The 11,916-nt window shown below is 68.3% G+C and carries 11 protein-coding genes; 5 read left to right on the top strand and 6 right to left on the bottom strand.

Features of this window, described 5'->3' with window-relative positions; genetic code table 11:
* Positions 1-9 precede the first annotated feature (9 nt).
* From ABAZ39_RS26150 to ABAZ39_RS26135, 4 genes are all read left to right on the top strand, one after another.
* A complete protein-coding gene (locus ABAZ39_RS26150; RefSeq protein ID WP_040136968.1) occupies positions 10-618 on the top strand; it encodes a K(+)-transporting ATPase subunit C in 609 nt (202 codons plus the stop codon).
* Between the two features lie 88 nt (positions 619-706).
* Positions 707-3,451 carry a DUF4118 domain-containing protein gene (locus tag ABAZ39_RS26145; protein ID WP_040136966.1) on the top strand — a complete coding sequence of 915 codons (2,745 nt, stop codon included), beginning with the start codon at positions 707-709 and terminating at the stop codon, positions 3,449-3,451.
* Entirely contained in the window at positions 3,448-4,146 is a 699-nt protein-coding gene (locus tag ABAZ39_RS26140) for a response regulator (protein WP_040136964.1), read from the top strand. Before ABAZ39_RS26145 ends, ABAZ39_RS26140 begins: the two co-directional genes overlap by 4 nt.
* 170 nt (positions 4,147-4,316) lie before the next feature.
* The gene (locus tag ABAZ39_RS26135; protein ID WP_040136962.1) at positions 4,317-4,976 is read left to right on the top strand and encodes a TerC family protein; all 660 of its coding nucleotides are present in this window, start codon (positions 4,317-4,319) and stop codon (positions 4,974-4,976) included.
* Positions 4,977-5,017: 41 nt separating this feature from the next.
* Here ABAZ39_RS26135 and ABAZ39_RS26130 read toward each other — a convergent pair whose 3' ends face one another.
* Complete coding sequence (locus tag ABAZ39_RS26130) at positions 5,018-6,718, bottom strand: adenylate/guanylate cyclase domain-containing protein (RefSeq protein WP_040136960.1); 1,701 nt, start codon at positions 6,716-6,718, stop codon at positions 5,018-5,020.
* 158 nt (positions 6,719-6,876) lie between these two features.
* Between ABAZ39_RS26130 and ABAZ39_RS26125 the strand changes: the two genes are divergently transcribed.
* A complete protein-coding gene (locus tag ABAZ39_RS26125; protein ID WP_051658559.1) occupies positions 6,877-7,575 on the top strand; it encodes a Crp/Fnr family transcriptional regulator in 699 nt (232 codons plus the stop codon).
* Between the two features lie 9 nt (positions 7,576-7,584).
* On the opposite strand, the gene ABAZ39_RS26120 is transcribed toward ABAZ39_RS26125, so the two are convergent.
* The 5 genes from ABAZ39_RS26120 to ABAZ39_RS26105 form a co-directional block, all read right to left on the bottom strand.
* The gene (locus ABAZ39_RS26120; RefSeq protein WP_040136958.1) at positions 7,585-8,163 is read right to left on the bottom strand and encodes a YceI family protein; all 579 of its coding nucleotides are present in this window, start codon (positions 8,161-8,163) and stop codon (positions 7,585-7,587) included.
* A gap of 45 nt (positions 8,164-8,208) precedes the next feature.
* Positions 8,209-9,063 carry a hypothetical protein gene (locus tag ABAZ39_RS26115; RefSeq protein WP_040136956.1) on the bottom strand — a complete coding sequence of 285 codons (855 nt, stop codon included), beginning with the start codon at positions 9,061-9,063 and terminating at the stop codon, positions 8,209-8,211.
* A gap of 366 nt (positions 9,064-9,429) precedes the next feature.
* Entirely contained in the window at positions 9,430-10,122 is a 693-nt protein-coding gene (locus ABAZ39_RS35830; protein ID WP_144243637.1) for a hypothetical protein, read from the bottom strand.
* 634 nt (positions 10,123-10,756) lie between these two features.
* The gene (locus tag ABAZ39_RS26110; protein ID WP_040136954.1) at positions 10,757-11,431 is read right to left on the bottom strand and encodes a nitroreductase; all 675 of its coding nucleotides are present in this window, start codon (positions 11,429-11,431) and stop codon (positions 10,757-10,759) included.
* A 106-nt stretch (positions 11,432-11,537) separates the two neighbouring features.
* Positions 11,538-11,912 carry a response regulator transcription factor gene (locus ABAZ39_RS26105; protein ID WP_051141058.1) on the bottom strand — a complete coding sequence of 125 codons (375 nt, stop codon included), beginning with the start codon at positions 11,910-11,912 and terminating at the stop codon, positions 11,538-11,540.
* Positions 11,913-11,916 lie beyond the last annotated feature (4 nt).

The following is an 11,916-nucleotide window of genomic DNA, read 5'->3' as shown; positions in this document are numbered from 1 at the left end:
GACCCCGCCATGCTGAAGGAACTGCGCCCCGCCCTCGTCATGATCGCCGCGATGACCGTGGTGACCGGGCTGATCTACCCGCTGGCCGTCACCGGCATCGCCCAGGCCGTCTTCCCGCATCAGGCCAACGGCAGCCTGATCGAGCGGAACGGAACGGTCGTCGGTTCCGCTCTGATCGGCCAAGGCTTCGCCGGGGAGGGCTATTTCCACGGGCGGCCCTCCGCCACGCTGGGGCCGGACCCGGCCGATCCGTCGAAGAGCGTGCCGGCGCCCTACAATGCTGCGGCCTCCGGCGGCTCCAACCTCGGCCCGACGTCCCAGGCGCTGGCCGACCGGGTGCGGGAGGAGATGGAGCGGCTGAAGGCCGAGAATCCCAACGCCCCGGTGCCGGTCGAGCTGGTGACCACCTCGGCCAGCGGCCTCGACCCGCATCTGTCGCCCGCCGCCGCCGACTTCCAGGTCCCCCGCGTCGCCCGCGCCCGCGGTCTGTCGGAGGTCCAGGTCGGCGCCCTGGTCACCATGAGCACCGAGCCCTCGTTGCTCGGACCGCTGGGGGAACCGGTGGTCAACGTGCTGCGGCTCAATCTCGCCCTCGACGCCGCCGCGGCGACGCATTAGCTGAAGGTCAACAGGCGGCCCCGTCCGTTCTCCCGCACGGGCGGGGGAGGAGACGGGGCCGTCGATCCGTTCCGAAAGCCGCCCTCCGATGCCGAACGACCGAACCGCCGCCGCCGCCCGGCCTTCGCCCGAAGCGCTCCTGCGCGCGGCGGCGCGGGAAGGGCGCGGGCGGCTGAAGCTGTTCCTGGGCGCTGCCCCCGGCGTCGGCAAGACCTACGAGATGCTGCTGACCGCTCAGGCCAAGCGGCGCGACGGGGTGGACGTGGTGGTCGGCGTGGTCGAGACCCATGGCCGGCGCGAGACCGAGGCGCTGCTCGCCGGCCTGACGGTCCTTCCCCGCCGCAAAGTCGAGTACAAGGGCCGTCGGCTCGACGAGATGGACCTCGACGCCATCCTCGCCCGCCGCCCGGCCATCGTTCTGGTGGACGAACTGGCCCACACGAACGCCCCCGGCAGCCGCCACGCCAAGCGCTACCTCGACGTGGAGGAGATACTCGCCGCCGGGATCGACGTCTACACGACGATGAACATCCAGCATGTGGAGAGCCTGAACGACGTCGTCGCCCGGATCACCCGCGTCCGCGTGCGCGAGACGGTGCCGGACTCCATCCTCGACCGGGCCGACGATATCGAGGTCATCGACATCACGCCGGACGATCTGATCCAGCGGCTGAAGGACGGCAAGGTCTACGTTCCGCGCACCGCCGAGCGGGCGATCCGCCATTACTTCTCCCCCGGCAACCTGACGGCGCTGCGCGAGCTGGCGCTGCGCCGCACCGCCCAGCGGGTGGACGACCAGCTGCTCACCCACATGCAGGCCCACGCCATCGCCGGCCCCTGGGCGGCGGGGGAGCGGCTGCTGGTTTGCGTGAACGAAGACCCGGCCTGCGCCGCCGTCGTCCGCTACGCCCGCCGTCAGGCCGAGCGGCTGCGCGCCCATTGGACCGCGCTGCATGTGGAGACTCCGCGCAGCCTGCGCCTGAACGAGGCCGAGCGCGACCGCATCGCGGACGCGCTGCGGCTGGTCGAGAAGCTGGGGGGCGAGGCGGTGACCATCCCGGGCGGCGACGTCGCCGGCACGGTGGTCGAGTATGCGCGGACCAACAACGTCGCCCACATTGTCATCGCCAAGTCCCACCGCGGCCCCTGGGCGGAGCTGCTGCGCAGCTCCATCGCCTTCCGGCTGATCCGGCAGGCCGGCGGCATCAGCGTGCACGTCATCGCCGACGACGCCGAGGAGCCGATACCGCCCAAGACGGTGCGCACCGCGGCCCCCCGGCGCCCGGCGCTGTCCTGGTGGCCCTACGCCGCCGCCACCGGCTATGTCGCCCTGGCGCTGGGCGTCGGGGAGGTGCTTCAGCAGGTGCTCGACGTCAGCAACGTCGCGCTCGTGTTCCTGACGGCGGTGCTGACCAGCGCGGTGACCGGCGGGTTGGGGCCGTCGCTCTACGCCTGCGTCGCCAGCATCCTGGCCTTCAACTATTTCTTCCTGAACCCGCTCTACACCTTCTCCATCGCCGATCCGGAGAACATCGTCGCGCTGTTCTTCTTCGCGGTGGTCGCGGTGATCGCCAGCAACCTGACCGCCCGCGTGCGCGCCCAGGCCGTCACCGCCCGGCTGCGCGCCAAGACGACCGAGGATCTCTACGGCTTCAGCCGCAAGCTGGCCGGGGTGGTCACCATGGACGACCTGCTGTGGGCGACCGCCCACCAGATCGCGGCGATGCTGAAGGTGCATGTGGTCCTGCTGCTGCCCGACGGCGGCACCGTCTCCGTCCGCGCCGGCTACCCGCCGGAGGACGAACTGCGCGAGGCCGACCTCGCCGCCGCCGTCTGGGCCTGGGAAAACAACCGGCCGGCCGGGCGTGGCTCGGACACGCTGCCCGGCGCCAAGTGGCTGTTCCTTCCACTGCGCACCGGGCGCGGCCCGGTCGGGGTGGTCGGCATCGACACCGACACCGCCCGCACCGGCAAGCCCGGCGCCCTGCTGACCCCCGACCAGCGCCGCCTGCTCGACGCGCTGACCGATCAGGCCGCACTCGCCATCGAGCGCGTCACCCTGGCGGAGGATGTCGACCGTGCCCGTCTGGCCGCCGAGACGGAGCGGCTGCGCTCGGCCCTGCTCACCTCGATCTCCCACGACCTGCGCACGCCGCTGGCCTCCATCCTGGGGTCGGCGACCAGCCTGACCGCCTACGGCGCCGGGATGGACGAGGCGTCGCGCCGCGACCTCGCCGCCACCATCCAGGAGGAGGCGGAGCGGCTGAACCGCTTCATCGCCAACCTGCTGGACATGACGCGCCTGGAATCGGGAGCCATCCGTCCGCGCACCGGCCCGGTCGATCTGGCCGAGACGGTGGGCAGCGCGCTGGGGCGGGCGGGGCGCATCCTGGCCGGGCACCGGGTGGACGTGGATCTGGCCGCCGACCTGCCGATGCTGGAGGCGGACGACGTGCTGTTCGAACAGGTTCTCTTCAATCTGCTGGACAACGCGGCCAAATACGCGCCAACAGGCTCGCTGATCCAGGTCGGAGCGTCGCGGGAGGACGGTCGGGTGCGCATCGAGGTGCGGGACGAGGGCGACGGCATCCCGGCGGCGGATGTCGAGCGCATCTTCGACAAGTTCTACCGCGTCCAGGCCCAGGACCGGCAGCGCGCCGGGACCGGGCTGGGATTGGCCATCTGCCGCGGCTTCGTCGAGGCGATGGGCGGCACCATCGCCGCCGGCAACCGCAAGGACCGCTCCGGCGCTGTCTTCACCCTGACCATGCCCGCCGCCGCCGCCCTTCCCAGCCTTGAGGGTCCCAGCCTTGAGGAAGAGGGGACACCATGAGGTCGGACACCCTGCCGCTGCGCGTCCTGGTGGTGGACGACGAACCGCCGATCCGTCGCTTCCTGCGCACCACCCTGTCCGCCCAGGGCTACGACATCGCCGAGGCGGAGGACGGGGCGGGCGCGCTGGAGGCGGTGCGGCGGCGTCCGCCGGACCTGCTCGTTCTCGACCTCGGCCTGCCGGGGATCGGCGGGCTGGAGGTGATCCGCCGCCTGCGTGCCGACGGGGTGGCCGCCCCGATCATCGTGCTGTCCAGCCGCGCCGACGAGGCGGGGAAGGTGGAGGCGCTGGACCTCGGCGCCGATGATTACGTGACCAAGCCCTTCGGCATGGACGAGCTTCTCGCCCGCATCCGCGCCGCCCTGCGCCACCGCCTGCAGCAGCAGGGGGAGCGCCCGCTGTTCCGCAGTGGCGACCTTGCCGTCGATCTGGTCCGGCGGATCGTGACGGTTCGCGGTGCCGAGGTGAAGCTGTCGCCCCGCGAGTACGACCTGCTGCGTCTGCTGGTCGCCCATGCCGGCAAGGTGCTGACCCACCGCTTCATCCTGAAGGAAGTCTGGGGTGCGGACACCGACGTGCAGTATCTGCGCATCTACGTCCGCCAGCTCCGCCAGAAGATCGAGACGGAGCCGGAGCGGCCCTCGCACATCCTGACTGAGACCGGTGTCGGCTATCGGCTGCGCGCGCCGGATTGATCCCGCACCCACATCCGTTGCAACCCACCGCTGCACGCCAAACCTGCTGCGCCGTGGTTGGATTCGTGCGACAGAACCCCCAGGGCCGCTGTTTCAGGCGCAAGCCCCAACAAAAAAGATGACCGCACACCGCAATTGAGCCCAACCGAAGCCTTCGAAGAGATTTTCATATGGAAAGCGTCGATCTCTGGTCGCAGCTCACCGCCTTTGGGCAGGTGGTTGCCATCGACCTCGTTCTCGCCGGCGACAACGCCATCGTGGTCGGCATGGCCGCCGCCGCCGTTCCCGTGGAGCAGCGCCGCAAGGTGATCTTCTGGGGCATCGGCGCCGCCATCATCCTGCGCATCTTCTTCGCGCTGATCACCACCCAGCTCCTCGCCATCATCGGGCTGACCCTGGCCGGCGGCGTGCTGCTGCTGTGGGTCTGCTGGAAGATGTTCCGCGAGCTGCGCTCCGGAGGGGCGGACGAGGTGACGCCCGACGAGGCGCTGGCCGCAACCGGCTCCGGCTCCGGGGACGCCGCGGTCGGTGCGGCGGTGGCGACGACCACTTTCGGCGCGGCGGTCTGGCATATCGTGGTGGCCGACGTGTCGATGTCGCTCGACAACGTTCTGGCCGTGGCCGGGGCCGCCAAGGACCATCCGACGGTCCTGGTCCTCGGCCTGCTGCTGTCGGTCATCCTGATGGGGGCCGCGGCCAACGTGATCGCCCACATCCTGCACAAGCACCGCTGGATCGGCTGGATCGGCCTCGCCATCATCACATACGTGGCGCTCGACATGATCTGGCGCGGCGGCAACGAGGTCCTGACCCAGGCCCACTTGCTCTGATGAACCGAAAAACCCCCGCCCTTTCGGCGGGGGTTTTTTCTTCAGGCGCCAGCCCCCTCCAGCAGCGACCGCAAATCCTCCTGTCGCTGGACCGTCCGGACCCCCAGCGTGCCGTCGCGGCCCCGGATCGCCACTTCCCGGCGCTCCAGGTGCTCCAACTGCCGGAGCCCCGCCAGTTCGGCGGCCGCGTCGGAGAAGACCACGGTGGCGCCCAGCGTCTTGGTCATCTCCTCCAGCCTTGCGGCGACGTTGCCGGTGTCGCCGATGAATTGCAGCGACCCGTCCTCCGAACAGGCCACCGCCCCGACCACGGCGAGGCCGGAATGCACCCCGGCCCCGAAGGCCAGCGGCTGGTCCAGCTCCTCCGCGAGGTCGCGGCTCAGCACCTCAATGTCGCGCCACAGGTCGGCGGTGGCGCGCAGCGCGCTGGCCGCCGCCGCGGTGGGGTCGTCCTCGTTGGCGAACATGCCCATGACCCCGTCGCCCGCGATGGCGATGACGTAGCCACCATGCTTCCGGATCGCATCCGTGACCACCTGGACATAGCGGGTGACGATGAACAGGGCGTCGAAGGGCAGCCGTTCCGCCGCCAGCGAGGTCGATCCCCGCAAATCCACGAACAGCGCGGTGATCGCCAGTTCCCGCCCGCTGTCCATGGGGGCGGTGACGGCGAAGGTGCGGCCGTTGTCCCGCGCCGACAGCAGCGGCGTCACCGACAGCGGCGCCACCGGGCGGAGCTGGCAGGCGAGACGGACGGCGCGCGGCGCCTTCATCCGCTCCAGCACCGCCCGTTCCGTGGCGTTGGGCGGCGGCAGGGCGTCCACCCCCTCGGTCACGCGGATGCGGCAGGTCGAGCAGCGCCCCCGCCCGCCGCACAGCGCGGTGTGCGGGATGCCGTTGGCGCGGCTGGCCTCCAGCACCGAGGTTCCGCGCGGGACGGTGACCGTGCGCCCGCCGGGGTAGGCGATGCGCACCGGGCTGGTCGCGCGCGCCCGCCAGTTGCGGTATTGCCGCAATCCCAGCGTGCCGACCAGCAGCAGGACGTAGGTGTTGAACACACCGCCGCTGATCGCCGCCAGCGCGGCGCGGTTCTCCGCCTCCGGCGTGCCGGCGGGGGGCGGGCGGAACTGCTCCAGATAGGCGGGGTCGGCGGCGGCCCGGCGCTCGGCGTCCCAGCCGGCGTTGACGATCCCGGCCAGCGCCAGCAGCGGCAGCAGCATGGCGAAGGCGCCGAGCAGCGAGGCGCGGCGCCGGTACCAGGGCTTCGTCATCAGCCAGCCCCGCACCCCGATGCAGCCATGGACCCACACGATCACCAGCAGCAGGAGCTGGCGCCACAGCAGGGTTTCCGGCGCGGTGATCCAGTAGAGGACGATCGCCCGCGGGTAGGTCAGCGGGTCGTTGTAGAGGTCGTCCGACAGCATCCCGGCCATGCCGTGCGAAATCAGCAGCAGCGGGATGCACAGGCCGAGTCCGAGCTGCCACGCCTCCCCGGCGGGCATGCGCAGGTGGCGCCGCCGGTACAGCGCCCACAGACCCAGCCCGGCGTGGGTGACGAAGGAGCCGGCGAGCAGCGCCTGCCCCGGCGGCGTGTCCCACACCCACAGCAAGGTGCGGCGCGCCACCTCCATCCCCGGAAGCAGCAGCAGCCCGGCGGCGTGGGCGAGGAAATGGGTGATGACGAAGGTGAACAGCGTCAGGCCGGTGAACAGGCGCAACGGGCGTTCGATCCGGCGTTTCATGAACGGGTCCCGGTCATGAACGGGGCCGGGCGGCGGATGGGACGGTCGTCATGTCGGTCGGCGGACTCGGGCTGTGGGTCTCGGCTTCTGCGTGGCGTCCCTTGGCATCCTATGAGATCATCCCGCGCCATGCCACAGCCGGACATCCACACCCGTTCATGAGGCGCCGGAGCGAAACGCTGGCCGGGGCGGCGCTGTTCCGCTCCCTGTCCCCCGACGAGCTGCGGGCGCTGGAGGACCGCTGCCTCTGGCGCCGGGTGGAGGCCGGGCAATGGATCATCGATTTCGAGGATGAGGGCACCGACGTTTTCGTCGTCGCCGCCGGTCTGGTCCGGGTGACGATCCGCGCGATCTCCGGGCGAACGGTGATCCTGCGCGACATTCCCGCCGGGGAATTCTTCGGGGAGCTGGCGGCCATCGACGGCAAGGCCCGCTCCGCCGGCATCGTCGCCGTGACCAACGCCACGGTCGCCTGCATGCCCGCCCCGCTGTTCCGCGACTGCATCCACCGCCACCCTGACGTCTGCGACCAGGTGATGGTGCTGCTGGCCGGGGAGATCCGGAAGCTCGCCACGCGGGTGAACGAGTTCAACACGCTGGACGTGCGCCACCGCATCTACGCCGAGCTGCTGCGGCTGGCCCGGCCGGACGGGCGGGGGGAGCACAGCGCCACCATCTCCCCGCCGCCGCCCCACGCCGACCTCGCCGCCCGTGTCAGCACCCGGCGCGAGGCGGTCTCGCGGGAACTGAGCGCCCTGGAGCGCGACGGGCTGCTGGAAAAGCGGCGGGGGGCGCTGGTCCTGCTCGACACCCGCCGCCTGCGGGAGCGGGTCCGGCAGGCGGCGGAGGAGGATTGACGGCGCGCCTTACGCCTTCACCGCCTCGGACTCGATGATGATCTGGATGTCGTCGCCGATGTTCGGCACGCCGTACTTCATGCCGAAGTCGGAGCGCTTGATCGTGCCGCGGGCGGAGAAGCCGACCGTCTCCTGCTTGCTGGCCGGGCTGACGCCGTCCTTGTTGAAGGTCACGTCGAGGACCACCGGCTTGGTGACGCCCAGCAGGGTCAGGTCGCCGTGCAGCTTGCCGGTCTTGTCCCCGGTCTTCTCGATCTTCGTGCTCTTGAAGGTCAGCTTCGGGAACTCCTTCACGTTGAAGAAGTCCGGCGACTTCAGATGCTCGTCGCGCTTGGCGTGGTTGGTGTCGATGCTGGCGGTGTCGATGGTCACCGACAGGCTGCTCTTGTCCGCGGCGTCCTTGTCGAAGGCCAGCTCGCCGGCCACCGTGTTGAAGCTGCCCACGGCCTTGGAGAAGCCCAGATGGTCGACGATGAAGACCACCGCGGTGTGGGCCGGGTCGAGCTTGTAGGCGACCGGGGCGGCCTGGACGGTCATCGGCAGGGCGACGAGGGCGGACAGGGCGGCGACGGAGAGAAGACGCTTCATGATTCGGAAGTCCTTTGTCGGATGGAACGGGATGAAGGGGGTGGATCAGTAGCCGGACACGTCGGAACCGGCGGAGAGCAGGAAGGCGACGCCCACGGCGGCGACGGCCGGCACCAGGGCGATGGCGGTCAGCGCCACGGTGCCCATGGCCCGGCCCGCGGCGGTGCGCGGCAGGGGCAGGCGGTCGCGCAGCCGGTCGGCGAAGAAGGCCGGCAGGACGAGCAGCAGGGCTTCGGCGTGGGCGGAGGAGAAGAAGGTCAGGGTGGCGGCCAGCAGCACCAGGATGCCCAGCGCCGCCTGACCGGCGTTGCCCCAGGCATGGCGCTCCACCGGCCAGTTCCACAGCAGCAGGCCACCGGTGGCCGCAGCCAGCGCGAAGGCGAGCTGGGCGACGGAGGCCGAGGCGCCGACCAGCGCCACCCCGCCCACCGCCACCGCGGCGGCCAACAGGGCGACGCCGGGCGTCGCCGCTCCCTCGCCCTCGCCGGCGGTGCGTGACAGGGCGATCCAGCCGCCGGCCAGCAGCAGGACCGCGGCCGTGATCGTGTCCAGGCTGCCCGGCAGCACCGGCAGGGCGATCCACAGCAAGGACGCCGTCACCCAGGCGCCGAGCAGCCATGTGCCGCGGCGGCGGTCCAGCCCGGCGAGGTCGGCGCCGACGCCGATGACCAGACCGGCCACCGCGCTCCAGAACAGGCGGCCCATACTGGAGGGCGGCGGCAGGGCCGGCAGGCCGACGATCAGCGCGTAGGCCGCCAGGAAGGCGGCGGCAACACCCGCCGCCGCCAACCGGGGCCCCCGCGTGCGACCGCCGGCGAGCCGGACCACACCGACGGCGGCGACGCCGACCACCAGGGGAAACAGGGCGGTCTGCACCACAAGATCATCGAGCAGAGCCATCGTCGGAACACTCCAAGCCGCAGGAAACGGGACGCGGGGCGCGGAGCCTGCCGGGATGGAACGGTCAGGCCAGCGCTTCGCGGCGCGGCTGGAGAGTGCCGTCACGGCCCGCCGACGCCTGTGCGAAAACGCACATCGCGAACGCGGCGCAACTGGGTTTTTGGGCGTGACCGACGCCGTTGGAGCCAAATCTCCGTTCAGCTCCCGCGTGCCTTCCGTGCCGGATTGGAGGATGGATACCACGTTGCAAAGGTCGGGGCTGCTCCCCCGGCCAGCCATTAGCGTGTGTCGGTTCAGCGCCAGGAGCGGTCATGCGGCAGACTCTTGACGCCGTTGGCTTCGGCATTGATTGCAAATCCGCTGCTGTCAGTCTGCCTTTCGCTCCATCAGGCCTGGTGCAACGTTTTCAATTATGGGGGCCGATTCGGGATGTATAATCCACCGTGCATCGTATCCGAGAGCGTCGAGCCTTCTAATATTATCCGCCCAGCATTTTCCCCATTGCTCTTTCGTGGGCCCTTTATGCGTGTATGAACCAGCTATTTCGGTGGGACCTGAAATTCCAAAGTAGAAAATGTCAGTTTCTAGTGGTTCTCCTTCGTCGAATTCCAAAAGTAGATAACATCGATAAACTGTAAGCTCATGTCCTCCTTGCTTCCTTCCGACCATCACATCGAAGCTGACAACTTCATTCGGAGCGATTGCGTGTTTTCCTGCAAATTGTGGACTTTCTTCAGTAATATCCACATCATATACCCAGTCAGATTCCACCAGTGAAAAAGCCGAATTCATATGACTGCAGTCCTTGATGGTCTGCTGTCCATTACTTTTTATCATGCCTTTGAGCAAAACAGCCGTTGTATCGCCGTTATTCTTTAAAATGACAGTAATTTTCTGACGAGTTAGTGAGCATTCAATAAATTCCTCGATACTGAGCTTGACAAGGCGGATGTCTGGGGGGCGTCGTTTGATAATTAGATTAACATCTCGCCCCGCCTGCACGAGAACGCAATTATCACCACTAAACATGTTCTGATTAACATTTTCTTTGTTAAACATATTGAATCCTCATTTATTAATTTTGGTATCATTACCAGACTGAATATTAGTGGAATTAGATCCAGATCTGATGCTTTGACTAGGCTTCGGGTTCCGGAAAAATCTGAACATTGCCGCTATTGCTGCCACACCTATCCCGCTAAAAATCCACTCTCTATTTTCCATAACTAATCGCCACATGTAACTGCTCCATATGCGCTGCAGTCAGATTATCATTTAGGCTTGCTCAGCAAGCGGATCGTCTTAGAGAGACTTGCCCGCTCAAAATCGTTACCGAGCTTCTATCACCGGAGACTGGAATTGTAAACAATTATACAACTATGGAGCTGCTTGAAGTGGCGCTTCTAGCGCAAAATGGGCGTGAATAAAGGTCTGCTTTAGGTCAGATTCAGACGTTCGAGGGTGCTCCGAAAGCGAGAGCTGAACCGGCGGAACCCCGCCCCAGGGCGGGCGCGGATGCCCCTCCACCCTCCGGGCGGCTTCGCCCATGGCCCCTCCGCGCCGCCGGATCGGTGTGTTCGGCATCAGTCGGCGGCGAGCGCCGACCGTCCGTGCTTCAAAATGCACCGGCACCGTCACGCAAGGGGGCCGTGCCCTTGGCACCCTTCTCCCACTCCGGGATTGGGAGTAGCCGTCAGAATCCGTGGAAGCGGGTGAAGTCGGCGACCGGGGCGCGCTCGGTTTCCAGGCGGTTTTCCGGCGCGTCGGGGTCGGCGTGGCCCAATGCCATGCCGCTCAGCAGGATGTCGCTGTCCGGAATGCCGAGATGGCGGCGGACGATGCGGTGATAGGAGATGAAGGCGGCCTGCGGGCAGGTGTCCAGCCCGAAGCCCCGCGCCGCCACCATCACATTCTCCATGAACATGCCGACGTCGAGCCAGCTTCCCTGCTCCATCCGCCGGTCCATGGTGAAGAACAGCCCGACCGGGGCGCCGAAGAAGTCGTAGTTGCGGGCGTGCTGGTGGGCCATCGCCTCGCGGTCGCCCTTGGCGATGCCAAGCAGGCCGTAGAGGTCCCAGCCGATCTTCCGCCGCCGCGCCAGATAGGGCTCGAACCACTGGGTCGGGTAATAGGTGTATTCCGCCCCGGCCTGATCGTCCGTCGGGTCGAAATGGGCGGCGCGCAGCTCCGCCGACAGCGCCTCGCGCGCCGCGCCGGCCACCGCATGGACCTTCCAGGGCTGGATGTTCGACCCGCTGGGCGCCCGGCTGGCGGCTGCGAGGATCTCCACCACCACGGCGCGCGGCACCGGCTCGGCGGTGAAGGCGCGGACGCTGCGGCGGCTGCGCACGGCGTCCAGCGCGGACAAGGGGCGGGGGTGGGGTCTTCGGACGCCATGGGCACGCTCCGCTGCGGACGGTGTCTCGTGAACCCTGTCCGGGGAACGGCGGCCCTCTCAGGACCGAGAAGGACGGTCAGGCTGGCAGGAGGCGCTGCACCGCGTCAAGGAGCTGGTCCTCCTCGAACGGCTTTTCCAGGAAGGCGGTCACGCCGGCTTCCCGCGCGCGGGCGAAGGTCGCGGGATCGCCGCGCCCCGACACCATGATGACGGGCAGGCCATGCAGGTTCGCGCCGAAGCGCTCGATGAACTCCAGCCCGCTCATCACCGGCAGATGCAGGTCGAGAACGAGGCAGCCCGACGGCTTGCCGTTGTACTGATCCATGAAACTCTGACACGACGCATAGTCGCGTACTTCGAAGGCACAGGCTTCGAGCAGCGCCTTCATCGAGTCCCGCACCGGCTCGTCGTCGTCGACGATGTAGACGATGCTATCGCCCGGTTCGGCCAAGACT

Origin of the sequence: Azospirillum argentinense (assembly GCF_000632475.1) — a bacterium.
Classification (GTDB): domain Bacteria; phylum Pseudomonadota; class Alphaproteobacteria; order Azospirillales; family Azospirillaceae; genus Azospirillum; species Azospirillum baldaniorum.
The sequence above is the reverse complement of the archived record's forward strand: the minus strand, read 5'-3'. Positions and strand labels throughout refer to the sequence as shown.

Bases quoted from the DNA above. Each gene is read 5' to 3' on its own strand.
- ABAZ39_RS26125 (WP_051658559.1), top strand. From the start codon at position 6,877: ATGAGGCGCCGGAGCGAAACGCTGGCCGGGGCGGCGCTGTTCCGCTCC.
- ABAZ39_RS26140 (WP_040136964.1), top strand. From the start codon at position 3,448: ATGAGGTCGGACACCCTGCCGCTGCGCGTCCTGGTGGTGGACGACGAA.
- ABAZ39_RS35830 (WP_144243637.1), bottom strand. From the start codon at position 10,122: ATGTTTAACAAAGAAAATGTTAATCAGAACATGTTTAGTGGTGATAAT.
- ABAZ39_RS26150 (WP_040136968.1), top strand. From the start codon at position 10: ATGCTGAAGGAACTGCGCCCCGCCCTCGTCATGATCGCCGCGATGACC.
- ABAZ39_RS26130 (WP_040136960.1), bottom strand. From the start codon at position 6,718: ATGAAACGCCGGATCGAACGCCCGTTGCGCCTGTTCACCGGCCTGACG.
- ABAZ39_RS26145 (WP_040136966.1), top strand. From the start codon at position 707: ATGCCGAACGACCGAACCGCCGCCGCCGCCCGGCCTTCGCCCGAAGCG.
- ABAZ39_RS26135 (WP_040136962.1), top strand. From the start codon at position 4,317: ATGGAAAGCGTCGATCTCTGGTCGCAGCTCACCGCCTTTGGGCAGGTG.
- ABAZ39_RS26115 (WP_040136956.1), bottom strand. From the start codon at position 9,063: ATGGCTCTGCTCGATGATCTTGTGGTGCAGACCGCCCTGTTTCCCCTG.
- ABAZ39_RS26120 (WP_040136958.1), bottom strand. From the start codon at position 8,163: ATGAAGCGTCTTCTCTCCGTCGCCGCCCTGTCCGCCCTCGTCGCCCTG.